This is a genomic window from Pseudomonas sp. SG20052 (assembly GCF_031766055.1).
Lineage (GTDB): Bacteria > Pseudomonadota > Gammaproteobacteria > Pseudomonadales > Pseudomonadaceae > Aquipseudomonas > Aquipseudomonas mandelii.
The window spans coordinates 2911217-2937516 of record NZ_CP134498.1; the positions used below are offsets into that span (position 1 = coordinate 2911217).

The 26300-nt window shown below is 56.3% G+C and carries 24 protein-coding genes and 2 pseudogenes; 10 read left to right on the forward strand and 16 right to left on the reverse strand.

Annotated elements, in window-relative coordinates; all coding sequences use genetic code 11:
- Positions 1 to 29 precede the first annotated feature (29 nt).
- Positions 30 to 1283: pseudogene (locus tag RHP74_RS13330) on the forward strand (IS3 family transposase).
- 22 nt (positions 1284 to 1305) lie between these two features.
- Here the strand turns inward: RHP74_RS13330 and RHP74_RS13335 are convergent.
- The 6 genes from RHP74_RS13335 to RHP74_RS13360 all read right to left on the reverse strand — a co-directional run bounded on the left by RHP74_RS13335 (position 1306) and on the right by RHP74_RS13360 (position 7606).
- Positions 1306 to 2595, reverse strand: coding sequence for a hypothetical protein (locus RHP74_RS13335; RefSeq protein ID WP_311099880.1), 1290 nt, complete (start codon positions 2593 to 2595; stop codon positions 1306 to 1308).
- A gap of 279 nt (positions 2596 to 2874) precedes the next feature.
- Complete coding sequence (locus RHP74_RS13340) at positions 2875 to 4095, reverse strand: hypothetical protein (RefSeq protein ID WP_311099882.1); 1221 nt, start codon at positions 4093 to 4095, stop codon at positions 2875 to 2877.
- Between the two features lie 153 nt (positions 4096 to 4248).
- Positions 4249 to 4959 carry an ATPase gene (locus RHP74_RS13345; RefSeq protein WP_311099884.1) on the reverse strand — a complete coding sequence of 237 codons (711 nt, stop codon included), beginning with the start codon at positions 4957 to 4959 and terminating at the stop codon, positions 4249 to 4251.
- Between the two features lie 226 nt (positions 4960 to 5185).
- On the reverse strand, positions 5186 to 5599 hold the full coding sequence (locus RHP74_RS13350; RefSeq protein WP_010459886.1) for a cupin domain-containing protein: 414 nt from the start codon (positions 5597 to 5599) through the stop codon (positions 5186 to 5188).
- Positions 5600 to 5755: 156 nt separating this feature from the next.
- Complete coding sequence (locus RHP74_RS13355) at positions 5756 to 6049, reverse strand: antibiotic biosynthesis monooxygenase family protein (RefSeq protein WP_010459887.1); 294 nt, start codon at positions 6047 to 6049, stop codon at positions 5756 to 5758.
- Between the two features lie 123 nt (positions 6050 to 6172).
- Positions 6173 to 7606, reverse strand: a complete 1434-nt coding sequence (locus RHP74_RS13360; RefSeq protein ID WP_010459888.1) for a PLP-dependent aminotransferase family protein — start codon at positions 7604 to 7606, stop codon at positions 6173 to 6175.
- A 206-nt stretch (positions 7607 to 7812) separates the two neighbouring features.
- On the opposite strand from RHP74_RS13360, the gene RHP74_RS13365 reads away from it, so the two are divergent.
- The 3 genes from RHP74_RS13365 (at position 7813) to RHP74_RS13375 (ending at position 9957) form a co-directional block, all read left to right on the forward strand.
- On the forward strand, positions 7813 to 8253 hold the full coding sequence (locus tag RHP74_RS13365) for a carboxymuconolactone decarboxylase family protein (RefSeq protein ID WP_010459889.1): 441 nt from the start codon (positions 7813 to 7815) through the stop codon (positions 8251 to 8253).
- An 86-nt stretch (positions 8254 to 8339) separates the two neighbouring features.
- Complete coding sequence (locus tag RHP74_RS13370) at positions 8340 to 9260, forward strand: LysR family transcriptional regulator (RefSeq protein WP_311099888.1); 921 nt, start codon at positions 8340 to 8342, stop codon at positions 9258 to 9260.
- Between the two features lie 175 nt (positions 9261 to 9435).
- Positions 9436 to 9957: a GNAT family N-acetyltransferase gene (locus RHP74_RS13375; RefSeq protein ID WP_282411538.1), complete on the forward strand. Its 522-nt coding sequence runs from the start codon at positions 9436 to 9438 to the stop codon at positions 9955 to 9957.
- A 1-nt stretch (position 9958) separates the two neighbouring features.
- On the opposite strand, the pseudogene RHP74_RS13380 reads toward RHP74_RS13375, so the two are convergent.
- Positions 9959 to 10068: pseudogene (locus RHP74_RS13380) on the reverse strand (aspartate/glutamate racemase); the annotation flags it as partial.
- 346 nt (positions 10069 to 10414) lie between these two features.
- On the opposite strand from RHP74_RS13380, the gene RHP74_RS13385 reads away from it, so the two are divergent.
- Entirely contained in the window at positions 10415 to 10843 is a 429-nt protein-coding gene (locus tag RHP74_RS13385; protein ID WP_304875394.1) for a hypothetical protein, read from the forward strand.
- A gap of 196 nt (positions 10844 to 11039) precedes the next feature.
- On the opposite strand, the gene RHP74_RS13390 is transcribed toward RHP74_RS13385, so the two are convergent.
- The 5 genes from RHP74_RS13390 to RHP74_RS13410 form a co-directional block, all read right to left on the reverse strand.
- A complete protein-coding gene (locus RHP74_RS13390) occupies positions 11040 to 11732 on the reverse strand; it encodes an aspartate/glutamate racemase family protein (protein WP_282411536.1) in 693 nt (230 codons plus the stop codon).
- 125 nt (positions 11733 to 11857) lie between these two features.
- Positions 11858 to 12787, reverse strand: coding sequence for a halovibrin HvnC (locus RHP74_RS13395; protein WP_311099892.1), 930 nt, complete (start codon positions 12785 to 12787; stop codon positions 11858 to 11860).
- Positions 12788 to 12885: 98 nt separating this feature from the next.
- Positions 12886 to 13356: a DUF2599 domain-containing protein gene (locus RHP74_RS13400; RefSeq protein WP_311099893.1), complete on the reverse strand. Its 471-nt coding sequence runs from the start codon at positions 13354 to 13356 to the stop codon at positions 12886 to 12888.
- A complete protein-coding gene (locus tag RHP74_RS13405) occupies positions 13353 to 14285 on the reverse strand; it encodes a halovibrin HvnC (protein ID WP_311099896.1) in 933 nt (310 codons plus the stop codon). The genes RHP74_RS13400 and RHP74_RS13405 overlap by 4 nt, the downstream gene beginning before the upstream one ends.
- Positions 14286 to 14382: 97 nt before the next feature.
- Complete coding sequence (locus RHP74_RS13410; protein WP_304875402.1) at positions 14383 to 15753, reverse strand: hypothetical protein; 1371 nt, start codon at positions 15751 to 15753, stop codon at positions 14383 to 14385.
- 249 nt (positions 15754 to 16002) lie between these two features.
- Between RHP74_RS13410 and RHP74_RS13415 the strand changes: the two genes are divergently transcribed.
- A complete protein-coding gene (locus RHP74_RS13415) occupies positions 16003 to 16497 on the forward strand; it encodes a hypothetical protein (RefSeq protein ID WP_010459894.1) in 495 nt (164 codons plus the stop codon).
- A 54-nt stretch (positions 16498 to 16551) separates the two neighbouring features.
- Here the strand turns inward: RHP74_RS13415 and RHP74_RS13420 are convergent, their stop codons facing one another.
- The 3 genes from RHP74_RS13420 to ccoN all read right to left on the reverse strand — a co-directional run bounded on the left by RHP74_RS13420 (position 16552) and on the right by ccoN (position 19460).
- Positions 16552 to 17499 (reverse strand): IS110 family transposase, encoded by a 948-nt coding sequence (locus RHP74_RS13420; RefSeq protein WP_042932411.1) that lies wholly within the window; start codon positions 17497 to 17499, stop codon positions 16552 to 16554.
- A 303-nt stretch (positions 17500 to 17802) separates the two neighbouring features.
- Complete coding sequence (locus RHP74_RS13425) at positions 17803 to 18024, reverse strand: cbb3-type cytochrome c oxidase subunit 3 (protein WP_311099898.1); 222 nt, start codon at positions 18022 to 18024, stop codon at positions 17803 to 17805.
- 8 nt (positions 18025 to 18032) lie between these two features.
- Positions 18033 to 19460, reverse strand: a complete 1428-nt coding sequence (gene ccoN / locus RHP74_RS13430) for a cytochrome-c oxidase, cbb3-type subunit I (RefSeq protein WP_311099900.1) — start codon at positions 19458 to 19460, stop codon at positions 18033 to 18035.
- Positions 19461 to 19733: 273 nt separating this feature from the next.
- Here ccoN and RHP74_RS13435 point away from each other — a divergent pair, with 273 nt between their 5' ends.
- The 4 genes from RHP74_RS13435 (at position 19734) to RHP74_RS13450 (ending at position 23800) form a co-directional block, all read left to right on the forward strand.
- Entirely contained in the window at positions 19734 to 21407 is a 1674-nt protein-coding gene (locus tag RHP74_RS13435) for a nitrite/sulfite reductase (RefSeq protein ID WP_311099902.1), read from the forward strand.
- On the forward strand, positions 21404 to 21883 hold the full coding sequence (locus tag RHP74_RS13440) for a DUF934 domain-containing protein (protein ID WP_010459898.1): 480 nt from the start codon (positions 21404 to 21406) through the stop codon (positions 21881 to 21883). Before RHP74_RS13435 ends, RHP74_RS13440 begins: the two co-directional genes overlap by 4 nt.
- Positions 21884 to 21948: 65 nt before the next feature.
- On the forward strand, positions 21949 to 22758 hold the full coding sequence (locus RHP74_RS13445; RefSeq protein ID WP_311099904.1) for a DUF6694 family lipoprotein: 810 nt from the start codon (positions 21949 to 21951) through the stop codon (positions 22756 to 22758).
- A 73-nt stretch (positions 22759 to 22831) separates the two neighbouring features.
- Positions 22832 to 23800 (forward strand): hypothetical protein, encoded by a 969-nt coding sequence (locus tag RHP74_RS13450; RefSeq protein ID WP_282411531.1) that lies wholly within the window; start codon positions 22832 to 22834, stop codon positions 23798 to 23800.
- A gap of 115 nt (positions 23801 to 23915) precedes the next feature.
- On the opposite strand, the gene RHP74_RS13455 is transcribed toward RHP74_RS13450, so the two are convergent.
- Positions 23916 to 26270, reverse strand: coding sequence for a tetratricopeptide repeat protein (locus RHP74_RS13455; protein WP_311099906.1), 2355 nt, complete (start codon positions 26268 to 26270; stop codon positions 23916 to 23918).
- Between the last annotated feature and the right edge of the window lie 30 nt (positions 26271 to 26300).

Below are 26300 nucleotides of genomic sequence, written 5' to 3' on the forward strand. Positions count from 1 at the left end.
CCTTCTGATCTGTTTTTCAGGAGGACGTAATGGAATCAGCAAAAAGGCGTAGTCAGCGAGACTACACGCTGACCTTTAAATTGTCGGTAGTCGATCAGGTCGAAAAAGGCGAGCTGAGCTATAAAGAGGCTCAGGAGCGCTACGGGATTCAAGGCAAAACGACCGTTCTGACGTGGTTACGCAAGCACGGTCGGCAGGATTGGAGCCCAGGCACATACATTGGCTCGCCGAGGATGGGGTCTATGCCCGACAAAAACCGACCATTAACGCCAGAACAACGCATCAAAGAGCTTGAAGAACAGTTGGCGCTGTCCAATCAGAAAGCGCAGTTTTTCGAGGCGGTCGTGGATGTCTTGAAAAATGACTACGGTCTCTCTGTCGTAAAAAAGCGTCCCGGCAAGTCCTCGCGCAAAAACGAATCCAAAACCTGAGCATCAGCAGGGCTTGCCAGTTCATGGGGATAAGCCGCCAGGCTTACTACAAACGCAATCGCGCCGATGCAGCTCGTCTGGTTCTGGATCAGAAAGTTGCCGATTTCGTTCAACAAAAGCGCCTGCGGCAGCCGCGGCTGGGCACCCGAAAGCTGTATTACTTGCTGCAATGCCAGCCTCAACTTGAGCTGCAAGTGGGGCGAGATCGGCTGTTTTCGATTCTGCGTGAACGGCGTTTATTGGTGGCTCGCAAGCGGGCTTATCACAAGACGACCAATAGTCATCATCGCTTTCACCGCCACCCGAACCTGCTCAAACCAGGTCCTGATCAGGTTGTTCCCTGCGGCCCGGAACAAGTCTGGGTGGCTGACATAACCTATTTGCCAACTCAGGAAGGTGTGGCTTATCTGAGCCTTGTGACGGATGCTTTTTCGCGAAAGATCGTGGGCTATCACGTCCATGAAAGCCTTCATGCCGAGTCGGTAGCACACGCGCTGAGCTGGGCGGTAAAGCACCGTCGGACAGAGCAGCCGTTGGTGCACCACTCAGATAGAGGTATCCAATATTGCTCGGGGATGTACCAAGCGTTGCACGCGAAATACGGCATTCGATGTTCAATGACGGATGGCTATGACTGCTACCAAAATGCCTTGGCAGAGAGGGTCAACGGGATACTGAAGACAGAGCTTATGCTTCAGCGGCCGCAGGATTTGACGCAAGCGAAGAAGATGGTGAGTGAGTCGGTATCGATCTACAACGGCGAGCGACCGCACCTGTCTTTGAAATACAAAACGCCCGATGCGGTGCATCGGGCGTTAGGGTGAAACAGGTGTAAACCTATTTCAGGACTAGACATGCGAAAGGCTGGCGAAATTCAGTTCAAACAGCGGAAAACAAAACCCTGCCGGCGCCCGTTAATCGGTAAAGAAGAGCCCGCAACGACGATCTGACTATTTTTCTGTATCGCGATGGCTGTGCCCATGTCGAGTACGTCCGTCAAGTTAATACGCAGCAATCCGCGCTCGTTGCCGAAATTGGTGTCCAATTGGCCATCCGGCAGGTATTGAGCAATGATGGTTTTCGAGTCTTGATCTCCCAGTGTGTTGCCGACAGCTACGATCTTCCCGTCTTTTCGTACAGCACCAGATAGCCACTGAACACCCAATGGCGCGTCATCGACTGGCGTCTGCACTGGCTCGCCACCATTGAACGCTTTGACAGGTTCACCTTTTGCGTCGAGGCAAACCAGAAGGGTCCCACGAAGCCCGCCGAGTGTGCTGCCAATACCCAGAATATTGTTGTCTATCAGAGTGAGACTGGAGATTTGGCTGGGTTCATCAATGGAATTGAGCAGAAAAAAACCGTTAGTTCCGAATCCATCGAAAGTTGTGCCGTCGGCGTTGTACACGGCCACCAGTGCGGTAGTTCTGGCGTTCACCATGGCGTTCCCCGCGACAGCAAACATTCCATTTTCAAGCGGGATCATTGAGCCAATCCAGGTCGGATATTCTGGATGCCTGATATATACGTAACCTTTTTTCTCTGCACCGAACTCTTTATCTATCGATCCGTCCCTGTTCAGGCGAATCAGTAACCCTGCACGTTCTGTATAGCTGAACTGTTGATTGCTGATGACTAACAATTTTCCATCAGGCAGTTCAGACGAAAAACTGTCGGGACTAGCGACGGATACACCACTCTGAAAATCTTCAGGCGGCTTGACCGTTACTGACTCAAAGGGACGTATGACCGTCACGCCCTTTTGGCCGAACGCTTGCACTGGGCTTCCTGTCGTATCGAATAGCGCGAATGCCAGTTCATTGCTGTATTCCTCGAGTGAGAAAAAACCACTTAGCAGTATTTCACCGCTTTTTAACACCGTAGTGTGATGACCTTTCGACTTATACCCCGACTCGAACTCGCCAGTGACGACACCACTCGCGCCAAAAGTCGTGTCCTGCATGCCATCGGGGGTTAATCGAACGAGTGAAAATTGTGCTTGATGACCTCCGGCGATCAGCAATCTATCGTCAGGGTCTACCGTGATCCCGTCAGCGTTGTTATTGTCGTTTTGCTGTTTTTCAATCCAAACGATCCCGGTGCGATCGCTACCAAAGCGGGGATCCAGATAATCGAGGCCATTTTTAAGGCGTTTTGTTTGCATGTCGACGCTCCTTTCGAACAATGGGGACTTTGTAACTGTGCGTCGCGAAAGCGTACCCATATCCGGTTCATGCGTCGCAGCGGAGGTATCAGAGCGTAGCGACACCGATTACGCCATGTACGCGGTGGCCAACCGTGAGTTGCTGGACCTGGCGTTGAGTGGGCAGCGGTAGTGCCTGCGCCTGTCACAGCAGCTGCCGAGCTGGAACCGGCTCTGGAATCCTATATTCACGAACTCCAATCCAGAGATGGTTTCATCGAGTTTTTTATCGGCTGCTCATTAATCCAGATAGCAGAAAATTGCCGGTAACATGCTGTCCTCCCGCGTGATACCGCCAATCACGATCCGTCGCTGTTGATCGGTGGCGACGGCTTCTGACAGCTGGCCCGCATAATTAATCCACTCCTCTTGCAGCTCGCCGGATTCGAGGAACTTTGCTGTAACGGTGTAGTACGGCCGCCCTATCCCTTCCATGGAGCCTCCGCATGCAAAAATCTGACCCTTGGCATCAATCAGGCCTGCGTGCCAGGAATAACTGCGGTCCGGCTCCGTAGGGAGCAAGACGGGCTGCCCATTGTTGAAAGAAGTGTCGTAATGACCGTTTTCATCCAGGCATACGAGCATGCCCTGAGAACGATCGGAGCCGCTCTTCTGAGCGAAGACCAGTATTTTGCTTTGGTCCTTGACGGCTATATCCACGTCGACTGAATGGAAATCGAAGTCGTTGAGGAGTGCGAAGCCCTGGTTTGCGAAGCTCGTGTCCAGTTCTCCGTTCACGAAGTATCGGGCAAGCAAGACTGCACGTTGGTCATTCACCACAGCGAAACCGCCTAGCACGACCGTATCCGCTGATGTTTGCACTATGCGCCTGGTGAGTGAAGGGTGCTCAGGGTGCCGGGCGCTTTTGTAGTGTTTACCTTCATGGAAGTTTGAGTCGGGTTGTCCATCCGCCGTCAATCGAATGAGCCACCCCTCGTATACCAACAGTATTTTCCCATCGGGAAGTATCACGGGGTTGTTGGAGGACGCGCTACTCGCTGATCGCTCAGGCGCGGGAAAATCGTTAGCGTCTGCAGAACTTTCAGGGAGAGGAATGACAATCTTGCCAAATTCGCCGAAGTGCGAATCGTAATGGCCTGATTCGTCAAAGCGAGCGAGCGCGGGGAGTAATCTGGAACCTTCGGCCTGATGTGATCCGCTGAGCAAAAGGGTCCCGTTTTTTAAAATGGAAATAGCACTGCCTGTGGATTCGCCGCCATCGTGGAAGCGATCAACGATGAATCCCTGATGACCGAATAATCGGTCCGTACTGCCGTCCTTCAACAGCCGCCCCAGCACGAAACCGACAGTGGTGGAACTGGTAAAGAGCACCTTTTCGTTAGCGTCGATCGCCAGTCCGTGAATTCTTGAAACCTCAATTCCCGCCCCTGGTATACGAATGACGGTTTTCCCCTTTTCACCGAAATCAGGGTCCAACGGGTTGCGTTTGACATGACTCATGATCAGCTCCTTGGAATGATCGAAAGGTACCGACCCCCACTGGTCAATGCCTTGTGTCCAATTAGGTAGGCATTGGAGGCTGAACGTCTACTGTCATTCCTGACAGTAGACGTGTTCATTTTATTGTGATTAAAAGTAAGGTTATGTTGAGCGCTAGTACGGCGCTTGAAGTTGTTTTGACTCAATGGCTGATAGTGTCTCTGTGGGTTGCATCACTAAATTGTTGAGCGATTGATCAAACTTTTGCAGTGCCCGAATTTGCACATTCTGTTGCTCGTTAATATCCGCCACAATCTCTTCACTGCGCTTGTAATCGGCCCATAACGGACTCAACACTTTGGCATCATGCCCTTGAGCAGTGCCGATGTAATTGAAGTTTGAGTCGTAGAACTGCGCACTCACATGCGCTTCGATATCCGAACTGCGCGATGTGATCAATTGGCTGCGGGTGTCGACAATGGCGACCACGTCGGGCTTCGCCGCCCTGAGGCTTTGCATGTCCGGATACACCGTCACCGAGCCGAACTGGCGTTGTAACGATGCCTTGACCCAGTCCACGGCATGGTCCGGTCTGGAGGTGGCCACGTAGGCGTCGTGGATCGATTGCACCAGCAGGCTCTGGCCGAAGCCGGTGCCGGCGTTGGCCTGGTAGTGTTGGAGGTAGTCGCGGTTGGCCTGGGTGTTGCGGCTGTAGACGATACCCAACGAAACCTGGTGGCCGTTGGGGACGTGCGTGGCATTGCTGCGGCCAACCGGTCCAGTAAAAAGGCCTTCCAGCGAAGAGCCGGCTTTGGGCGCAGTGGGAACAGAGCAGCCCGCCAGGATGAGGGTCATTGTTAATGTACTGACAAGCGCAAGTTTCATGGTGTTACTCCAGTGAAACAACATGAGTCGGAAGTTGTAATGTCGGAATATCCGGCGAGTTGTCCAGACTAAACCTGTCGCTGCGCAATGAAATAGCCAGTCGCTGCACTTCTTGGCTGGGCGATAGTTTAATTGGGTTTAAGCGAGGCCCAGTAATTACGCCGGGAAATAAAAAGGCCCGAAATGTTAATTCGCGCCTTTTTATTTATGGCTATCCCTTCAGCTATCAGTTTTCCAAGGGGATCAACACTTTCTCGTCGGGGGACAACACCATGAATACCAATAGTTTGGCAGGCTTGGTTGCACTGGCGTTTTTCGAGACCAGGTGTTCCGAACCGGCGGGTTCGTACCAATACTGTCCGGCCTTGTAAGTGATTGCTTTCTCGCCCTTCACTTGAGAAATAACCGCACCTGACAGCACGTAGGCCATGGCAGTGCCTTCATGCTTGTGGGCAATCGACGATTGGCCGGGTTTGTAGTCGACCTCGATCATCATGGCTTTTTTGCCGGGCACGTTTTTCAGCGCTTCATCCTGCAATACCGTGATCTTTTCTGAAGGGCCTTCGTGAGCAATGGCAGTCGCAGAAACGGTCAGGGCGAGGGCAGCCAGGGGAGCAGCAAGGATACGCAAAGCTTTCATGGTCATTCACCTGCGGTTGGTTTAGTTGTCAGAAACAACAGTAGTGCGCAGGTGGGGCCAATCAAACAGCCAATATTCGCGAAGGTGAGGGGACCAATCTGTAGCGGCCCTGTGGCGAGGGGACAAGCCCTCCGCCACAGGGCCGCTACAGGGTGTTCAGCGGATCGGGAAGCTGTTGAAGTCGACGGAATTCGCCAATCGATTGTCGATCAGGCCAATAAAGCCTTGTACTTCAGGGCAGTTGAAATGCGATTGCATGGCCGCTTCCGATTGCCAGCGGGCGCTGACGGTCCAGCGGTTGCTGTCCTCTGGGCAGCGGTCGACCATATAGGAATCACAGCCCGGTTGCTGACGCAGGGTGTCGACAATCTTTTGCAGTTGCTTACCCAGTTCTTCCGAGCGGCCGGCGGCGGCCTGCACCTGTACGGTATTGATCACTTCGTTGGACATTGCTCACACTCCTGAATCAGGCCGGACGAATCCTGCTCACTGAGGGATAACGCTTATGCAGGATAGGCCTGCACCTGTGGACCGCCAATAGCCAATCGCTGGATAAAGCCGCAGACCAATCGATCAGGCCACCTGCTGCAAAATGTCGCGCAAACGGTCCAGGGCGATGTCGATGTCCAGGGTTTCGATGGCGCCAAAGCCCAGGAACAGCCCGGCCCGTGGCGCTTGCTGGTAGAAAAAGCTGTCGATAGCGTAGAGGCCGACTTCGACCTTTTTCGCCAGTTCGATCACCAACGGAATATCGATAGGCACTTTGCACATCACCACCATGTGAAACCCGGCCGTGGTGGGCACGGGTTCAAGCCAGGGCGAAAGGTCGCCCGCCATGCGCGACAGGATCCGCTCGCGACGTCCGGCATAGATCGTATGGCAGCGCCGGATATGCTTGAGCAGGCAACCTTCGGCGATGAACTTGGCCAGCGCCCACTGGGGCAGGGTGGAGGTGTGCAGGTCGGTCAGTTGCTTGGCGCGGATGACGGCTTCAAGAATCGCCGGCGGCAACACCGCATAACCGAGGCGCAGCTCCGGCAGCATGGTTTTCGAAAAGGTCCCGACGTAGGCGACGATGCCACGCTCATCCATGCTTTGCAGTGAATCGGTCGGGCGGCCTTCGTAGCGAAACTCGCTGTCGTAATCGTCCTCGATGATGATTGCGCCCAACTCATAAGCCCGTTCCAGCAGCGCAACCCGGCGTGCCTGACTCATCGGCATGCCCAGCGGAAACTGGTGGGACGGCGTGACGTAAATCAGCCGGGTGCCCAAGGGAATCTTGTCCACCTCAATCCCTTCGGCATCCACCGGCACCCCGATCACCGTGGCCCCATGGGTGCCAAACAACAGGCGAGCCGGCGGATAGCCGGGGTCTTCCATGGCGACAATGCTGCCCGGACGGGTCAGCACCCGGGAGATCAGGTCCAGCGCCTGTTGCGCGCCATTGCACACCACCACGTCTTCGTCCTGGCAATTGACCCCACGGGAAAATGCGATGTGCCGGGCGATCGCGTTGCGCAGCGCCGGCAGGCCTTCGGGCAGGCTGTAGAAGCCCTTGGAACCGGCAATCTGGCGCAACGCGTGAGAGGTGCAGCGCCGCCAATCGTCCTGCGGAAACTGGCCTTTGCTGGTCGCGCCACCGATGAAGTCGTAGCGTAACGAGCCCTCCAGGGTCGGGTGGCGCAGAAACACCGGCAGGTTGCGCCAGGACTCGATCACCTCGAAGCTCGCCAGCTGTGAATGGCTTTGCTTGGGGGCGGCTTTGGCCGTCCGGGCGTTGACGAACGTGCCTTTGCCGATCACCCCGGTGAGGAAGTTCTCATAGGTCAGTTGCGCGTAGGTGTCGGAAATGGTCTTGCGCGAAATGCCCAGCTGTTCGGCCAGCAAACGGCTGGGTGGCAGTTGCGTCCCGGCTGCCAGGCGGCCGGATTCAATGGCGCTGCGCAGTTGGTTGTACAACTGGCCTGCCAGGTCCTTGCGGCCGTTGATGACAACATGAAGTTCCATACCGGCGAGGCTCCTGGAGCGATTGAGGCGCGTGTGCGTCGCGCCAGATTACCCGCATGAGCCGCCGTGCAGAAGTTGCGTGGGCGAAAAACCCGGGATTGGTCTGCCGCCGAATGGTCCACGGCTTTTTCGTCGAATTGGATCTGTAACGCCGCTGCGTCAGCGCCTACCTTGGGGGTCTTCATTTGATCCAAGAGGGTCACCCCATGAGTTCCCGCCTGGATTACTACAGTGCGTCGCCCAAAGCGATGAAAGCGATGATCGCCATGGAGGCCTTGACCAGCAACCTCAGTATCGAGCCAGCCTTGCTGCATCTGATCAAGATCCGCGCCTCGCAACTCAATGGCTGCGCCTTCTGCACCGACATGCATTCAGTGGATGCGCGGCGCCTTGGCGAGACGGATCGGCGCTTGTATTCGATTGTGGTGTGGCGCGACAGCGGCTTCTTCAACCCTCGTGAACGCGCGGCGCTGGCCTGGACCGAAGCGGTGACCTTGCTTTCCGAAAGCCATGTGCCGGATGACGTCTACGCCGTGGCGCGTGAGCAGTTCAACGAAAGCGAAATGGTCGACTTGACCATCGCGGTCACCACCATCAACAGCTGGAATCGCCTGGCGGTGAGTTTTCGGCAAAGCCCCAGCAGCTGAATCGATTTTCCGCCGTAGGTGTCACGTCAGGTTCATAAACGCTGCGCAGGATGAGGGCTTCAAGGATAGATCGACAGGAGTCATTGATGTCATTCATGGAATCCACCCGCGCCGCCGGTATCGATCCGGTACTGGCGCAGTCTTTCCGGGTCAGCGCCCGTTGCGGCTGTTTCATGCAAGCGGCCCGCAGCCTCAACATCAAATCAACTCAGTTGCGCAAACACCTCGCGCAGCTCGAAACGCAAATGCAGTGTTCGCTGTTCAATCACCAGGACAATGGCCTGGCCTTGAGCCGTGAAGGGTTGCAGCTTCAGGCGCAATTGATCGCCCTGGCCCATGAACACGACGTACCGGTGATCGAACAGCCGCTGATTCGGTTGGCTGTGGCCGAGTCGATCCTGCACGACATCCTGGGCCGCGATCTGGTCTCGTTGCTGCGACGCAACGCCAGCGTGCGCCTGGACATCATCACGCTGGACAGCGAACTGTCGCTGCGAGCGGTCAGTGCAGATGTGGTGCTGTGGCTGGCAGGCACCGAGTCACCGCTGCCGGGCCCGAGTTTCCCTGTCAGCGAGCCTCAGCCTTTGGCGCGACTGGATTATCTGCCGCATATCGCCAAACGTTATTCCCGGGTTGCAGCTCGGCCTGACAGCCTTGATGACCTGGCCGATTTCATGTTGGTGCAATGGCAGCCTGATCGTCAGATCGAGAGTTTTCGGCCGTGGAATGGCGTGGTCGACCAGCGCCTGGCCGGCGTGGTGCAGTTGCATTCTTATGAGCTGATGCTGGAAATGATTCGTTGCAGCGCCTGCATTGGTTTGCTGCCCAATTACATGAGCCAGTTTGACAGGGGGCTGGTCGGGTTATCGGGGTTGTTCGACCAGCCGATGCAGCGCCAGGTGTGGATGGCGGTCAATGCCGAGTCTGCGGGGCAGGCCGAGGTGCAGATGATCGTCGAACTGATTCACAACACCTTCAACGAGCGGCGGGAGTGGTTCGAAGCCTAACCCCGATCCAAACTGTGGGAGCGAGCCTGCTCGCGATAGCGTCGTAACATTCAATATCCAAGGTGACTGACCCGCCGCTATCGCGAGCAGGCTCGCTCCCACATGGGATTCTCGCCATTCCAGGAGATGGTGTTGTAGAGTAAGCGGCCATGTCTGCATCAAGGATGAGTCAACCATGCCCGCCACCGATTCTGTCATCACCCTCGAACGCTTCAGCGAATCCCACATCGACGGCGTCACCGCGCTCTACAACGACCCGGCGATTACCCGTCAGGTCCTGCAAATGCCGTTTCAATCCACCGAGATCTGGCGCCAACGCCTGGCTTCGGATAACGAGCGGCTGGTGAAACTGGTGGCGCTGCATCAGGGCGCGGTCATCGGCAACATTGGTCTGGAGCAGTTCTCGCGGATCCGCCGCAGCCATGCCGGCAATCTCGGCATGGCGGTCGCGGTGCAATGGCAAGGCAAAGGCGTGGGCTCAAAACTGCTGGCAGCGGCGCTGGACGTCGCCGACAACTGGATGAACCTGCAACGGGTCGAGCTTTCGGTGTACGCCGACAACGAAGCGGCCATCGGGCTCTACCGCAAGTTCGGTTTCGAGACCGAAGGCCTGTTCCGTGACTACGCCGTGCGGGACGGCCGACTGGTCGATACCCTGAGCATGGCGCGCCTGCGCCGCTCACTCAAGTCCGACTGACTCAGTCGCCCAACGCGAACGCCACTGCCGCCTGCGCATGCAGTGCGGTGGTGTCTAGCAAGGGCAGGGCGCTGTGCTCGGGTTTGATCAGCAACCGATTTCGGTGCAATCGTCAGTGGCTCGCTGATTACACCGACGAGCAACCTCGTCATCGATAATCCGGCGCACGGGCCAGGCGCTGTTTAGCACTCTCGAAACCAGATCAAAAGATGTAAGTGTTACTCATGATGAGTCACCGTAGATAGAAAGATTTATCCCTGTATTCACGCCGCTTTTTAGGAAATAAGTATTGTCAACTGTCAGGTCTGACAGTTGTCGGGAAAAGTAAGCAAGCGTATTAAAGGAGGCGATAGCGTCACTATTAAAAGCGCTGGTGATGGCTTGGAGAAGTGATGTGGTTAGCGCCTTGTATATAGAGTGTGCAAGGGATATTCATTTATTTTTGGGTGGGTTGAACATGAGTGTCGAACTTAAGAGCGAAAAAAGCACGACGGGTTCTTTTAATGTGCGCGTGGATGGGAAAGAACCGATAAAGCAAGACTCTAAATCGTTTGATGTGAAAGAAGGAAGTGTTGAAATTTGGGTCCTGGAGGGTGTCGGCGGTCCTATGGCGCCCAGAACTCATCTGTTGCTTGGTTTTCAGGGAGACTATCCCAGCGGGCGCCATGACGCTACAAAACTGTTGAAAGTTGAATATAAAGAGTGGTCGGACATGCATGGATTTGAGTATAAGGCCAAGTCGGGCTGGGTCGAAGTCAGCTCAACACCATCGCCGCGACGTATCACTGGGAAATTTGAAATGGTAGTGGGTATTCACTCTAGTTCGCCACCTGGGGCTCCTTCGGAAAAAACGGTGTCGGGAGATTTTGATTTGACTAACGAGTAGTGTGTTTTTTGAAGTAAATACTAGTGCAAGACTTGCCCGTAGAGAGATTTTGCGCTGGCTGATTATAGTTGTAAGTTTGCTGGTTCGTGATGGTATCAGGCACTTTCTTCTGTGCCTGATACAACACTTTTGTGACGAATTTATCGCTATACCTAAAGCATGACATGCCTGTGTCGCACGCCCAGGGTCGACTGACTCAGTCACCCAGCGCGAACGCCACCGCCGCCTGCGCATGCAGTTCGGTGGTGTCGAGCAAGGGCAGGGCGCTGTGCTCGGCTTTGATCAGCATGCCGATTTCGGTGCAACCGAGGATGATCGCCTGGGCACCTCGCCGAGTCAGCGACTCGATGACCTGCTGATACACCTTGCGTGACGCCTCGCTGATCACCCCGACGCACAACTCGTCATAGATGATCCGGTGCACGGCGTTGCGTTCCTCGGCGTCCGGCACCAGCACCGTCAACCCCGTCGCGCTCAGGCGATCCTTGAGAAAGTCCTGTTCCATGGTGAACGCCGTCCCGAGCAACCCGACTTTCAGCGTTCCGGCCTCCACGGCGGCCTGACCGGTCGGGTCGGCGATGTGCAGGAACGGAATACTGATCGCGGCCTGAATCTGCCCGGCCACCTTGTGCATGGTGTTGGTACACAGCACCACGCACTCGGCACCACCGGCCTGCAGTCGCTGCGCCGCATCCACCAGGATCGCCGCCGCGTCGTCCCAGCGCCCGGCATGCTGGGCCTGTTCGACAGGGCCGAAGTCGACGCTGTACATCAGCAATTTCGCCGAACGCAACGGCCCGAGCCGGTCGCGTACCTGTTGGTTGATGAGGCGGTAATACTCGGCGCTGGACTCCCAGCTCATGCCGCCGATTAGGCCGATGGTGTGCATCCTGTTCTCCCATTATGTGAGTCGGGAGAGTGTCCTTTGTTTTAGGTAAAAGGCGCTAGAGGGCGGCGCGATTTGGCCGCACAATGCCCTGGCGCTCGCGCTTCAGGACAGCCAGTAGCGAGGCATCAGGGGAGGACCAGTTGATCCGATGCAACATATTGAAAACTCGCCTTCCCGCCCATGGTTGAAGGGGGTATGAGCCTGATCACAGGTACCCAAATCCTGGCGGTGGTTGAGTCACGGAAGTCTTTCTGATTGTTCCGGGCTTCCGCAAGACCGGCATTGTCACCACCCGCGATAAAAAAGAAGGCCATAAGTGGCAGGGTATTTTGCAGATTTTGCGGCCAGGTCTTGATGACGATTTCGTTTTGTTCGTTGAGTCCGGCAACGCCCAACATCCCTCTTGCCCGTACCGATTGATAAAACGGAACTGAAGCTGGTTTTCCAGTCGCCTCCGACACGTCAAATCCGCATTGTCGGATATGTTGATTGCTGGGTGAACTATCCCAGACACTTTTCCATTGTTCTGCTGTGGTGACTCCGGCACTGCGGCAACGCTGGCTTTGAGAGGGATACGAGGCGTGATGACCGCAGGGCGTGGTTCGATTCCAGGTCCAGCCATCGATGGGAAAGGAGCAAAGGTAATCGAGATCGATCTTGTCCACTGGTGCACCAAAGATGGGGTATAGCATGAAGCCGTTGTTCTTACCCCAGGCAAGGCGTCCCATATTTGCATCCACTCTCAGGTAAGAAAACGAAACACCACCGTTTTTGACGGACGTCGGGCTAGGGTTCCAGACATGATGTGTTTCACCTGGCTGTTTATCGGTGACTCTGAGTGTGACCCCCGAGCACAGAAATGCCGGTGCAGTGACCGAGTTGTTGCAGTTTTGAAGTGTTTGATTGTAAAGATTGGTAAGTAAGTTAACAACTTCCGGTCCGGTCATTGCTGCATGTACGTTACCGGTCGCACCGATCTCCTGAGGCGATTGTCTATCGATTTGAGCACAGCCGAAAATCGATAGAACAAGTAAGGAAAGTATGATCTTTTTCATAAAATCTCGCTCAACCGTCATGTTGGTTTTTCTGTTTTAAATGGTGATAGTTATTGCTTTTCGGCATCAGCATGTGGCGTACTTGGCGTTTCGAAAAGTCAAGGTGCGTTTTCGGGTAAAGGAACAACATGGTTGCAACCGCCTTCCAACGTTTTTGCATACCCCACGTCAGGTCGCCATGGTTCCAGGTTCCACTGCGGCTTATCTCTTGCTATTACCAGGTGGCAGATCAGTTGATGGCGTAGTCCATGGGTGTTTTTCCAGTAGCGACTGTTTGAGTAGTCGCGACTAAGTTCGTCCCACAGATAAGGGGTGCCTTCCGGCGGTGTCCGTCTCGCACAAGGCGTGGGCGTGATAGAAAATGACCACTGGTAGTCGCGATAAAACCATTGCGCACTTTCGACGTATTTTACGCAGCGCTCAACGGTAAGAGTGTAGCTGTCAGACTTTACTGTTGCTGTTTGCGCATGGAGAGATGTATTCAAGCCTGACATTAGCCCGATGATTAGCGGGAAATGGCGGACAACGTTCAGGGCCGTTAAGAAAGAGTTCCACCGCAGGATCGTCATTGGGTCACCACCTGATCTGCGGCAATGTAGGCAAAAGTGGCTGTTCCGGTAGCGTTGACGGGAGGTGTCAGGCGGATGATAGGTACAAAAATTTTTGGATTAGTCGAGTTGTAGAAATCTCGTTGATTATATTGGGCGTCTGCCAATCCTTCGTTCGAACCACCTGCAATGAAAAAGAACGCCATGATGGGAAAGGTGTTGGCGCGACCCGCAGGCCAGGTTCGTATAATAATTTCGTTATGTTCGTTGAAACCCGTAGTGCCTAACATGGATTTTGCCAACAAGGACTGGTAAAACGCCGGCCCTGCCAATGTATTACGGTCATCCTGGACGTCGAAACCACATTGGCGAAGGTTTGGATTACCTCCCGACAAATTCCATACGGCAACTGCTTGTGCTGCGGTGGTCACACCGGCGTCTTGGCAACGTTTGCTTTGTACTGGGTAGCTGGCGGATGGTCCGCAAACTTCCGTTGCACTACGATGCCAACCCCATGCATCCATCGGGTATGTGCAAAGGTATTGCAACTGGTCCTTGCCAGCCGGCTGTTCGAGGAAGGGGTAGAGGATGTAGCCATTCCCATAACCCCATGCGAGCCGTCCAAAGTTTGTATCAGCCCTCAAGTACGAGAAGGATATGCCGCCACTTCTCGTGGAGGTGGGGCTCGGGTCCCAGACTTTATATCGTCCGGCAGGATCTTTCACCGTAACCCTTAGTGTGATGCCAGAACACAGGAACGCCGGTTGTGAGTCTATCTTGTTACAGTTGGGGAACTTCCTGCCATAAAGCGTGGTGAGCTGGGCTGCTACAGTGGACCCATTTTGAGCATTGTTCCCACTGAGCACTCCGCCTGCATCAGTTGGGATTTTATCAGTCTGGCTGCAACCTGCCATAAATACGAATAGAACAAATCCAATTATTCTGTGCATGACGCAATCCTCGCGGACAGTCGTGTAACGACCCCGGCTTAAAGACCTGCTGATTGTTTGGTGTATTTAATTGAAGTCAGGCGTAGTGTTCGTGTATCTATAAAGCAACTCTCAAGCACCATGAAAAAATAAGCGGTTCATTAGTGCCAGTCTTTTTCAGTGTGTAGTTGAACATTACGTCAAACTCCTTATTCTCTGTCAGCCATGCCTGCAAAACAGGCAAATTTGTATAGGTGGGGTTTGTGATAGTGACTTCTTCACCATATCGAGTCACCCGGCCGAACAATGCGAGCCGCACTTTATAATTGCCTTCCAGTGCCGGGTAATAGGCTCTGAGGTTGGTTTTGTCCGAGGAGAGTGTGGGTTCCGGAAGGTGATGTTTTTGTCCGGTGATTCGAATGTCCAGGCGTTCAGACGGAAGGTCCTCGGTGGTGCCCGGTAACCTGACGGTGTAACTGATCTCCGCACGTGAATCGATGCAATCAACCACTTCCAGCCTGGGAACTGGAAATCTCAGTGTCTGCCCTGCATAAGAAACAGTTTGAATCTCACTGCCATACGTCGAAGTGCGTCCGAGCCAATAAACTTTGACAGTTTGCCCTGCGGCGGAACCGGTGAAGTTGACCTCGACCGTAGCAAACTTGGTCTCATAGAAGTCTTTTTCAAAGTTTAATACGGTGCCGTTCTGTTCCTTGGCTTCCAGTACTTTTGGTTTTAGTAGATCCAGAACCGGTCGTTTGATGTGCACATCGACGTAAACCGTACTCGACCAAATGGCCTGCGGGCCGGAAGAGTTTCCAATTTGATCGACGACCCTGAAGCGCATTGCAAATCGAGGGTTATCATTTTTGAACGCGTCTGCAAAAAGCTTCAGTACGATTGTGCCGGCGGTGGCTTGTGCAGCCGTTACCGTGTGCGGAACAGTGTTGCCATCACAATCGAGCGTGATTTTGTCGTACGCCCGCATGTAAGGGTACTTGAGTGTGACATCTACCCCTTGAGCGGCACGAATCGCATCGATACCCTTGGCGATGACGTCAGCGGGAAGTGTCATTTCAAGGTTGGGATTGGCTCCGGATCCCGTTACTTCGCCGCCAGGGCGAGGAGTGTTAAAGAGAACGACAAGGTCTTCGGAGGTTTCCGGTTGCTCCTGACCGATACGTTTGACTTGTAAACGAATCCGGTTGATTCCGTTCTGCAGGATTTCGCCCGGCAGATCCAGCGTGAATCTTTCGTTTTCCTCTCCGGGCTGGATTGTCTTGGTGTCAACGGCCGAAGGTAGGTCATTCAGTAATAGACCTGCGGTGTCGTATGGGCTCATGTTCAGCCAAGGGTCAACCACCGCTTGCACGCTGCCAGATGTAACAAGGGAAAGCGCGATGCCTCCCTGGGGCTCGTCGGGATGGGTAACTGGCGTCGTCCACCCCGGTATGAAGACCCTGTCGATCTTCAACGTTGAGTTGCTCATGAGCGTTTCCTTGGCTATGGGCCGTTGGCCTTCTTGTTACGTCTGCTGTGGTTATCAAACACCTGTCAGGCGAGCGCCGGCTACTGTCAGATCTGACAGGTGAGGGTGTATAAACCCCTGAAAAAGTAACCGTTCGTCGTTTTCATCCACCGTTAAGAGATGTCCTTACGGCAGCTTTGTCGTACGCCGATCACTGGCATCTGCCATGATTGAATCCCGCAGCACCGCTTCAACCAAAGGAACACCGCAATGGACGACGTACAGCAACTGGGCGAGATGCTTCGCCACTATGCAGAAAGCGAAGCGCACAAGAAGCAAGTGTTTGAGTCGCAATCGGCCGTGTGGGCGACGCGCATTGGTGAACTGTTCGACCAGATCCAGCAATGGCTGGAGCCGATCCAGGTGCCGAACCTGCTGGAAGTGAGTCGCGAGGTGTATGTCGCTTCAGGGCCGAGCGTTCCGGTCGAGTCGTCGACGTTCAAGACCGAGAAACTGAGCATTGTCATTGCCGGCAAACCGGTGGAGTTCGTGCCGGACGTGATGGGCGTCGGTGGTCAGATTTCGTTGGCGGTGATGGGTTTGACGGCCGCGCGGTATGGCAGCATTTCGCTGGTGTGCCTGCCGCCTTCCACGAGCTGGCAATGGCGCAAGACCAATGGTTTGAAAGACCCGGATACGTTTGCCTTCGACGCGAACTTCCTGGCGCAGCAGTTGCAGAGCCTGATCCCCCGCGAACGCGGCTGATTCTCTGACCTTACACATAATCCTGTGGGAGATTCTATGGTTGAGGGGAAACCCTCAACTGACCTTTGACTGATATTCGCTTTGCCCTTTCAGCAAGGCGAATGCCACCCGCGCAAGCTTGCGAGCCAGCATCACCAGCGCCTCAGTAGTGCTGAAGCCCCGGGCTCTTTGGGCTTCGTAAAACCCTTTCCAGGCTTTCGTACGGCTAGCCGACATCGCTGCATTGTGCAGAAGCCGGCGGGCCTCGGGGTCACCGCGCTTGGTCAAACTGCGGCGACCGTCCTTCTGTCCTGATTTAGACACCCGTAAATCCATGCCCAGGAAGGCGATAAACGCATCCGCGTTTCTAAAATCCCCGCGCTGAAATGCAGTTATCAAGCGAGCCCCAGTCAAAAATCCAATGCCTTCAACTTTCAGGCAACGTTTCAGTTGACCGAGTAAACCGGCTTCTTTGAGCTGATCGTTGATCGTCTTTTCGATCAGCGTTTCAAGCTGCTGCATGGACTTCACTTGTTCTGCAAAAGCCGCTTTCAGCAGCGGCTCATTCGACCAACTCTGCACCAGGCCAACCCTAGCCTGGACCAAGGCAGCCCGGCGGCGGAAGAGGCTCAGGAGCTGGCGGTACAGCGGTGATGGAGGGGTCCAGGGGCGCAACTCCTCGGCTTCGTTCTTCAGGTAACGGGCCAGCAACTTGGCGTCCAGCGCGTCGGTTTTGGCGCGGATCTTCACGCCTTCGCGATAATGTTTGAGTTCATAGCCTCCCACCATGTAAATCGCACATCCGGCCTCATAGGCCAGATCAGCAAAGTCCAGGTGATAGATGTTGGTCGCCTCAATGGCAATAGCCACCGTCCCCGGCAACGTATTCAGCCACTGCTTGATGGATGTTTTAGTGTTGGGAATCTCTTTAAGCAAATCGTTATCAGCCTGATAAATCACCAGTTCATTCTTGGCGACATCCACGCCCACGATCGGTTTTGATAGAGAGACCGGCATTGCCATAGGATTTCCTCCGAGATAAGGTTTGAGCACTTGAAGGGCTCACCCAGAGGCGCAGGCTTGTTCCTATCGTCGGTCTAGCCAGATGCATTCTTTATCGGCGCTTGGGTGAAAGGAGGAGGGGCGAAATCTCCCACAGTCTGTACTGCGTCAACAGTCAGAATCGAGCCTTGTCCCTCCTCCTCCCTTCAAGTCCTACCATACAAGCGAGCCTGTTCACGATGACGGTGTATCAGTCAGCATTAATATCGACTGACACTGCGCCATCGCGACCAGGCTCGCTCCCACATTTGGATGTGTGGTGTGTCAGATTTCCAGGTTGACCCAACCGGATTTAGCTTCTTCGGGGGCTACCGCCTTCACAGTCTTCCCCGTCGCCAACTCCACCCGCCGCGCCACCTCAGGGTCATCGGCAAACGGAATCAGGCTCGCGTCCTCCAGGCTCTCGGCCGTCTGGTGTTTCAGGCAATACTCGATTGCCAGCCAAAACCCCACGACCCCGAACAAATTCAGCACTATCTCGGTCATCTCAAACCTCACGCAATCTGCGCTTCACGTTCGGCCATCGCCATGTCCGAAACCCGCACGGTGCGCCACGTGTTGTAGGCCATCAGCAACATGCCGCTGAGGAAGAAAACCCCGCCGGCAAAGCGCACCACGAACCCCGGATGGCTGGCCTGCAAGGCCTCGACGAACGAGTAGGTCAGGGTGCCGTCGTCGTTGATCGCACGCCACATCAACCCTTGGGTGATGCCGTTGACCCACATCGAGGCGATATACAACACCGTGCCGATGGTCGCGAGCCAGAAGTGCAAGTTGATCAGCGGCGTACTGAACATCTGCTCACGACCGAAGACTTTCGGCACCATGTGGTAAATGGCCCCGAAGGTGATCATCGCCACCCAACCGAGGGCGCCAGCGTGGACGTGGCCGATGGTCCAGTCGGTGTAATGGGAGAGGGCGTTGACCGTTTTGATGGCCATCATCGGTCCTTCGAACGTCGACATCCCGTAGAACGCCAGCGACAGCACCAAAAAGCGCAGGATTGGGTCGGTGCGCAATTTATGCCAGGCGCCCGACAGGGTCATCATGCCGTTAATCATCCCGCCCCAGCTCGGTGCCAGCAGGATCAGCGACATCGCCATGCCCAGCGACTGCGCCCAGTCCGGCAGTGCGGTGTAGTGCAAATGGTGCGGGCCGGCCCAGATGTACAGGGTGATCAGCGCCCAGAAATGCACGATCGACAACCGATACGAATACACCGGCCGCCCGACCTGTTTCGGCACGAAGTAATACATCATCCCCAGGAACCCGGTGGTGAGGAAAAAGCCCACCGCGTTATGCCCGTACCACCACTGCACCATGGCGTCGGTGGCCCCCGAATACACCGGATAGGACTTGAACCAGTCCACCGGAATCGACAGGTGATTGACCACGTGCAGCATCGCGATCACGACGATGAAGGCACCGAAGAACCAGTTGCCGACGTAGATGTGCCTGGTCTTGCGCTGCACCACGGTGGTGAAGAAGACGATGGCGTAGGCGACCCAGACCAAGGTCATCCACACCGCGCCGGAGAACTCGATCTCGGCGTATTCCTTGGTGGTGGTGTAGCCCAGCGGCAGGGTGATCAGCATCACCACAATCACCGACTGCCAGCCCCAAAAGGTGAACGCGGCCAGTTTGTCGGAGTACAGCCGTACCTGACACGTGCGCTGCACCGCGTAGTAACTGGCGGCGAATTGCGCGCTGCCGGCAAAGCCGAAAATGACCAGGCTGGTGTGCAGCGGGCGCAAGCGGCCGAAGGTGGTCCACGGCAGGTCGAGGTTCATCTCGGGCCATACCAGTTGCGAGGCGATCCACACCCCCATTGCCATCCCCACGACGCCCCAGACGATGGTTGCCACGACGAATTGGCGGACGACCTTGTAGTTATAGGCCTGTCCGATTGTTGCTGTGCTCATGGTCAATGCTTCCACGGTTGCAAAGTCTTGCCAGGCCACCCGGACTGGCATGTCGTCCACTGTAGAAACCCTGCCCGAAACAAAACAGACTCAGAAAAACCGAGTTTATGCGGATCAGATACGAGGCCTGCCTGCGGTGATCTGACGCACTCTGATACGGTTTTTTAGCATTCAGGTGAATCTATAACGCGCTGCGCCGTAGGTTCATAGTCACTGCCACAAGCACCGCCACCCTGTAGCAGAGCGTGCGATCCACCCTGATGAGGTAGCCACATGTATCAGTACGACGACTATGACCGGGCCTTGGTCTTCGAGCGGGTTGCGCAGTTTCGCGATCAGGTCGAGCGTTTCATGACGGGCGAGTTGAGCGAGGAAGAGTTCCTGCCGTTGCGTCTGCAGAACGGCCTGTATATGCAAAAGCACGCCTACATGCTGCGCGTGGCGATTCCTTACGGCACCCTGAGCGCCAGGCAGATGCGCACGCTGGCGAGCATCGCCCGGGACTATGATCGCGGTTACGGCCACTTCACCACTCGGCAGAACATGCAGTTCAACTGGATCGAACTGGCGCAGGTGCCGGATATCCTCGAACGACTTGCCCAGGTCGAGATGCACGCGATCCAGACCTCCGGCAACTGCGTGCGTAACATCACCACCGAAGCGTTTGCCGGTGTGGCGGCGGACGAACTGATGGACCCGCGACCGCTGGCCGAGATCCTGCGCCAGTGGTCGACCATCAACCCGGAATTTCTGTACCTTCCGCGCAAGTTCAAGATTGCCATCTGCTCGGCGGAGCAGGACCGCGCCGCGATCATGATGCATGACATTGGCCTTTATCTTTATCGCGATGACAGTGGGCAGATGCTGCTGCGGGTCATTGTCGGTGGCGGGTTGGGGCGCACGCCGATTCTTGGGTTACAGATTCGCGAGGGTTTGCCCTGGCAGCATTTGCTTTCCTATGTTGAGGCGGTGCTGCGGGTCTACAACCGTCACGGCCGACGCGACAACAAGTACAAGGCGCGGATCAAGATTCTGGTCAAGGCCCTGGGCATCGAAGCTTTCGCCAGGGAAGTGGAGGAAGAATGGCAGTACCTCAAGGACGGTCCGGCGCAGTTGACCGACGTCGAATATGAGCGGGTCGCCAGTGCCTTCGTGTCGCCCGATTACCGATCGCTGTCCGACACGGACCTGAATTTCGGCACGCGCCTGGCCGAGAACCCGGCCTTCGCACGTTGGGTTACGCGCAACGTTCAACCGCACAAGGTCGCGGGTTACACCAGCGTGGTGCTGTCGACCAAACCGGGCTTCGACTCACCACCGGGGGACGTGACGACCGAGCAAATGTTGGCCGTGGCCGAGTGGTCCGAACAGTTCGGGTTCGGCGAAATTCGCATCGCCCATGAACAGAACATCGTGCTGCCGGACGTACCCAAAGCTGATCTCTACACCCTGTGGTGCCTGGCCTGCGAGCAGGGCCTGGGCTGCGCCAATATCGGTTTGCTGACCGACATCATCGCGTGCCCCGGCGGCGATTTCTGCGCGCTGGCCAACGCCAAATCGATCCCGATTGCCCAAGCGATCCAGGCACGTTTCGAAGACCTGGATTACCTCCACGACCTGGGCGACATCAGCCTGAACATTTCCGGCTGCATGAACGCCTGCGGTCACCACCACATCGGCAACATCGGCATTCTGGGCGTCGATAAGAACGGCAGCGAGTGGTACCAGATCACCCTCGGCGGCAGCCAGGGCAAGAACAGCGCCCTGGGCAAAGTCATCGGCCCGTCCTTCAGCGCGGCAGAGGTGCCCGGGGTGATCGAGCGGATCATCGCCACGTTCGTCGATTACCGCGAGAGCGAAGAACTGTTTGTCGACACCTTGCAGCGCATTGGTCTTGAGCCGTTCAAGGAGCAGGTTTATCCAAAGTTGCTGGAGGTCTCGGCATGAACAATCTGTTGCGACTGGAGGAGGGCGTGGCGCGGATTGTGGCTGACGATCCTTGGGTGCTGGTCAGGGACGCAGAGGGTGAGTTGCCGGACGGGTCGGTGATTTTGCCGTTGAGTCGCTGGCTTCAAGCGCCCGCACAGCATGCAGTGTGGCTGGGGCCTGACGACGAGGTGGAAAGTCTCAAGCCATGGTTTGACTCATTGCCGCTGATTGCCCTGGATTTCCCGAGTTTTCGCGACGGACGCGGTTACAGCCAGGCGTACCTGCTGCGTACTCGGTTGGGCTGGACGGGGGAATTGCGCGCGGTTGGTGATGTGCTGCGCGATCAGCTCAGCCACATGCGCCAATGCGGATTCGATAGTTTCGCGGTGCGCGAAGACAAATCCGCCGAGGACGCGCTGAAGGGACTGGCCGGGATGAGTGTGCTCTATGGGCGTTCAGTGATTGAACCGCGGCCGTTATTCAGGAGGCGTTGAGAGTTTCGCTTGGGTCGATGATGGCGTTTTGATAAAGTCCGCGCATTCTCAAAAAGGAGTCGGGTATGCGCAGGATTTTCGCGGTCGGGTTGGTGACGTTGATGTTAACGGGTTGCGGTGGTCCGAAACTGGACGGCACCAGTGACGAGAGCCTCACGGCATCGCTGGAAAAGGTCACGGCAGACTTGCCGCAAGACAAGAAAGCCCAACTCCTTGAAGACTTGAAACTCATCACCTTCAGCAATATCGGCGAGGCGCTGACTGGCCAGATCACGGCCGAGCAAGCCAAAAACAACGTGCGCACGACGCTCAATGGTAAAACCGCTGAAGACGTCGCTGCCATCGCCGCCAACCTGCGCAGCGAGCGTGCCCTCAAAGAAAAACAACAAGCCCTGGCCGAGATCAAGCAGCTGCAGGATATCCAGCAGATGGCGGAGAAAGCCAAGGTCGAGATGGCCAAGTTCCAGATTCTCAAGTCGGAATTTTATTTCACCGAGAAGAACAAGAATGTTGCGGCGCCGCATGGTCAGCCGGTGGTGGTAGCAAAGGTCAAGAATGGCACGACGTACTCTGTGGCCCGTGTTGGTTTCAAAGGCACCGTGGCCAGCCCTGGCCGTGCCACGCCATGGTTTGTCGGCACAGTCGAATTGCCGATTCCCGGCGGTATAGAGCCGGGCGAGTCGCCGACCTGGGAAATCACACCGAACCAGTTCAGCGACTGGGGCAAGCTTGATGCGCCCGCAGAAGCGCTGTTCAGCCTGGAAATCATCAAACTGGTCGGTGCCGACGGCACGCTGTTGTTTGACGCCAGTGGCCTGACTCCGCAGCAGACCGAGCGCCTGCAGGCGCTGCAAGGCAAATACGCCGCTAACTAATCAATGACATAACCGAGGACCCGCGCCAGCGGGTTTTCGGCTGCATGGAAGAAGTCGGGAAAGGAGTCGGGTCGTGGGTGTGGGCAAGAAGGTTTTGGGGCTGATTGCGCTGTTGCTGATGTTGGCGCTGTGGGCCAGTTATTTTTACGTGTTCAAGGAAAACCGTGACGGCCAGTTGGGCGGAGCCTTCGACAGCACGGCTTGGTGCGGCACGCCACCGGCCAGCGATGCCGCGCTACTGGGCAAGGATCAACTGACGCTGCGCATCACCAACACGGTGCGCGGCGAGTTCATGCTCAGTGGTGCCGTGGTGGTGTCCGAGCGCACCTTCAACCGCTATGACCTTGGCCGCAACGAACTGCGCCTGCGTCTGGAACCTTTGCAGTGGTCGTTCGGCGTCACGCCGATTTTCCTTGAGCAGGTCAAGGTCCAGCCGCTGAGCCGCAACCTCGCGTCGGCCAACAAAAGCGCCTACGCCGAACTTGAGCCAAGGCCCATCGGGGTGCAGGGCCGGGCCACGGATTTTCCCTTCGATACCTACCGTTATGGCTACAAACCGGTGCTGTATTACCTCAAGGGCAACGAGCGCATCGACTTGAGGTTCAAAAACATCACCACGCTGATGGAGATGTCGAACACGTTCACGCCGGTCCAGAAGTACAACCGCGTCGACTACATCAACGAACGCAACGCGATGATCCGCGATGAAGACTACAAGGCCTACGGCGCCCACGAGTGTGCGTTCAGCGTCGAGCGCAAAGGCTCGTTCAAGGTGATCGTGCTGCTCTTGTTGCTGGTGCTGTGCCTGCCGCTGCTGCACGTGTTCTATCGCGATGAACCGGGGATCGATTTTCTCGCCACGCTGGTGAGTATCGGCGCGATCCGGGTGTTGCTGGTGGGGCCGATGAAGGACTTCCAGCTGTACACCATCGACTTTTTGTTCGCGGGGGTGATTATCCTGGTGGGCACGGTGTCGCTGATCAAGGCGATGCGGGCGAACAGCCGGCGGGAGTTGGCGTTGAAGAGTGGTTCTTCGTGGTAAATCTGATCTGAAACCGGGTTGACGCCATCGCGGGCAAGCCACGCTCTCACAAGGATTGCATAAACCCTGTAGGAGCGAGGCTTGCCCGTGAAGAGGCCTTCGGGTCAACCATCGGTCATTTCAACGCCGGATCGCCCCCGTTCATTTTCTTCCAGCGTTGCAACAGCACCTGCGCCTTCGGTTCCTGCCCGTTATCCAGGTAGTACTGGATCAGCGACAACCGCGCATTGCGGTTGGCCGGTTGCACGTTCAACAACCGCTCCAGCTCTTCGCATGCCTCATCAACCTTGCCGCTGTCGTGCAACGCCACCGCCAGCACGTAGCCGTATTGGGCGTTCTGCGGTTCCAGTTGCGCGGCTTTGCGCAAGGCTGGCATGGCTTGCGCTGACTGGCCCGCACGCACCAGCGCCAAGCCCTGGGTGTGTTGCAGCAGGGCGTTGTCCGGGTGTTCTTTCAGGCTTTGTGCCAACAGCGTCTGCGCTTCCTGGCCGCGTCCATTGGCTTCCAGCCATTGCACCAGCGTGACCAGCGCCGGGTAGAAATCCGGATCACGCTTGAGGGCGGTGCGCAGCAGCGATTCGACTTCGTCGTTGCGCCCGCTGGCCTGGTAGAGCATCGCCAGGTTCAGGTTGGACTCGGCGCGCTCGGGCAGGCTTTTTTGCACCGCTTCGTATTCGGCAATGGCCGCGCTCCAGTTGGCCCGGGCACTGCCCAATCCGTTACGCGCGACGCTCAGCAAGTCCCGGGCCGCGACGATCCGCACCGCCTTCACCGGATCGTCCAGCAACGGCGTCAGCAGCGGCGCACGCTCCGGTGGCGGCAGGAACGCACTGATTGCCCGCACTGCGCTTTCACGCACCTGCGGTGCAGGGTTGCTCAAGTCCTTGGTCGCGAGTTTCAAGGCCTGTTCGCTCGGGTACAGCGGCAGTTCTGCCAGCAAGGTGGCGCGCTGAATCGCCGGCAGGTTGCTGCGCTGCAACTGTTCGTACAAGGCTTGCGCGGCGCCGGGCTGACCGTTGCGAATCAGCCACAGGCTTTCGTCGTAGCGTGGCGCCTGCGCCGTGGTGGCGGTGTTCCAGAGTTTGAATTGCTCAGTGACCTTGTCGCCGGCCTTGCCTTGGTGACAGGTCAGGCAGGCGCCCGGCGTGCCGAGTTTTTTTGCCCGCTCCGGGTTGGGAATGCTGAAGCTGTGGTCGTGCCGGAAGTCGTTGCCCATGTAGAACTTGCCGGGCATGTGGCAATCCACGCATTGGGAGCCAGGCTGGCCCGGGGTGTGGCGGGTGTGTTCGATGGAGTCGTAGTTCTTGGCTTGCAAACCCTTGCCATCGACGCCTGCTACCGAAGTCTTGCCGGCGGTGTTGTGGCATTGCAGGCAAACGCCGTTGCCCGGGGCCTTGAGTTCGGTGCTGTGGGGGTTGTGGCAGTTGCTGCAACGCACGCCCTTGTCGAACATTTTGCTTTGGGCGAAGGAGCCGTGCTCGAACACTTCATCCTTGATCTTGCCGTCCAGTGCGTACAGCTCGCGGGTCAGGGGGCTCGGCAGGTAGTCGTCCATCAAACGCTTGCCAACGGTGTAGCCGTCGCCCAGCGGTGCGCGGCGCGAATGGCAGCGGGCACAGGTTTCGATTTCGACCGTGGCGTCCTTGTCCCTGAGGTCGACCGCAAAGCCGGCGTGGATCAGATCACCTTTCTTCGCCGTCCATTCCAAGTGGTTGGACGCGGGCCCGTGGCATGCCTGACAACCGACACCGAGGCTGTTCCACTGGCTGTCGAAGGTGTTTTTGGCCGCGTCGAAATTGCGCTTGTAACCAGTGGTGTGGCATTCGACACACATGAAATTGGCGTTCTGGCTGGGCTTGCTCCAGTGCAGCGGGTTCTTGAAATTCACGCCCTGGCCCGGATAGAGGTGGAACCAGCGGTTTTTCTCGGTATCCCAAGCCACGCCAAGCGCTTGCAAGCGACCTTCGCCGACCTCGATCAGGTATTGCTGCAACGGCGCGATGCCAAAGGTGTAGGCCACTTTGAAGTCGGCATTCTTGCCGTCAATACCGGGCGTGTTGACCCAGAAACCGTCGTCCTTGCGCGAGAAACGGGTGGTTTCGTTTTGCGCCTTGAACGTGACGTTATTGAAATCGCCCAGCATCGTTTCGGCATTGGCCTCCTGCATCGCCAACTGGTGATGGGAGCCTTGCCAATCTTTCATCTGTTCGCTGTGGCAGCCCCGGCATTGTTGCTCATCGACCATCTTCGCCGGTGTCACGACGACAGGTTGCGCTTTGGCCGGCTGAACAGTCGGCGTACTGACGGGCACGGTATTGATCGGCGCTGGCGTGCTGTACAGCAGAAACCAGCCGATTGCCACCACGGCCACCAGCAAGACGCCGATGGTCACGGGAAACAGGTAACGGTTAATCAATGTCGGTGGTGAATCAGGGGTTGGGGTTGCTGCTTTATTTTTATATTTCGGCATTGCAACTTCCATAGTCCAGTGCATTTGCCG

Bases quoted from the DNA above. Each gene is read 5' to 3' on its own strand.
- RHP74_RS13335 (WP_311099880.1), bottom strand. From the start codon at position 2,595: ATGCAAACAAAACGCCTTAAAAATGGCCTCGATTATCTGGATCCCCGC.
- RHP74_RS13340 (WP_311099882.1), bottom strand. From the start codon at position 4,095: ATGAGTCATGTCAAACGCAACCCGTTGGACCCTGATTTCGGTGAAAAG.
- RHP74_RS13345 (WP_311099884.1), bottom strand. From the start codon at position 4,959: ATGAAACTTGCGCTTGTCAGTACATTAACAATGACCCTCATCCTGGCG.
- RHP74_RS13350 (WP_010459886.1), bottom strand. From the start codon at position 5,599: ATGAAAGCTTTGCGTATCCTTGCTGCTCCCCTGGCTGCCCTCGCCCTG.
- RHP74_RS13355 (WP_010459887.1), bottom strand. From the start codon at position 6,049: ATGTCCAACGAAGTGATCAATACCGTACAGGTGCAGGCCGCCGCCGGC.
- RHP74_RS13360 (WP_010459888.1), bottom strand. From the start codon at position 7,606: ATGGAACTTCATGTTGTCATCAACGGCCGCAAGGACCTGGCAGGCCAG.
- RHP74_RS13365 (WP_010459889.1), top strand. From the start codon at position 7,813: ATGAGTTCCCGCCTGGATTACTACAGTGCGTCGCCCAAAGCGATGAAA.
- RHP74_RS13370 (WP_311099888.1), top strand. From the start codon at position 8,340: ATGTCATTCATGGAATCCACCCGCGCCGCCGGTATCGATCCGGTACTG.
- RHP74_RS13375 (WP_282411538.1), top strand. From the start codon at position 9,436: ATGCCCGCCACCGATTCTGTCATCACCCTCGAACGCTTCAGCGAATCC.
- RHP74_RS13385 (WP_304875394.1), top strand. From the start codon at position 10,415: ATGAGTGTCGAACTTAAGAGCGAAAAAAGCACGACGGGTTCTTTTAAT.
- RHP74_RS13390 (WP_282411536.1), bottom strand. From the start codon at position 11,732: ATGCACACCATCGGCCTAATCGGCGGCATGAGCTGGGAGTCCAGCGCC.
- RHP74_RS13395 (WP_311099892.1), bottom strand. From the start codon at position 12,787: ATGAAAAAGATCATACTTTCCTTACTTGTTCTATCGATTTTCGGCTGT.
- RHP74_RS13400 (WP_311099893.1), bottom strand. From the start codon at position 13,356: ATGACGATCCTGCGGTGGAACTCTTTCTTAACGGCCCTGAACGTTGTC.
- RHP74_RS13405 (WP_311099896.1), bottom strand. From the start codon at position 14,285: ATGCACAGAATAATTGGATTTGTTCTATTCGTATTTATGGCAGGTTGC.
- RHP74_RS13410 (WP_304875402.1), bottom strand. From the start codon at position 15,753: ATGAGCAACTCAACGTTGAAGATCGACAGGGTCTTCATACCGGGGTGG.
- RHP74_RS13415 (WP_010459894.1), top strand. From the start codon at position 16,003: ATGGACGACGTACAGCAACTGGGCGAGATGCTTCGCCACTATGCAGAA.
- RHP74_RS13420 (WP_042932411.1), bottom strand. From the start codon at position 17,499: ATGGCAATGCCGGTCTCTCTATCAAAACCGATCGTGGGCGTGGATGTC.
- RHP74_RS13425 (WP_311099898.1), bottom strand. From the start codon at position 18,024: ATGACCGAGATAGTGCTGAATTTGTTCGGGGTCGTGGGGTTTTGGCTG.
- ccoN (WP_311099900.1), bottom strand. From the start codon at position 19,460: ATGAGCACAGCAACAATCGGACAGGCCTATAACTACAAGGTCGTCCGC.
- RHP74_RS13435 (WP_311099902.1), top strand. From the start codon at position 19,734: ATGTATCAGTACGACGACTATGACCGGGCCTTGGTCTTCGAGCGGGTT.
- RHP74_RS13440 (WP_010459898.1), top strand. From the start codon at position 21,404: ATGAACAATCTGTTGCGACTGGAGGAGGGCGTGGCGCGGATTGTGGCT.
- RHP74_RS13445 (WP_311099904.1), top strand. From the start codon at position 21,949: ATGCGCAGGATTTTCGCGGTCGGGTTGGTGACGTTGATGTTAACGGGT.
- RHP74_RS13455 (WP_311099906.1), bottom strand. From the start codon at position 26,270: ATGCCGAAATATAAAAATAAAGCAGCAACCCCAACCCCTGATTCACCA.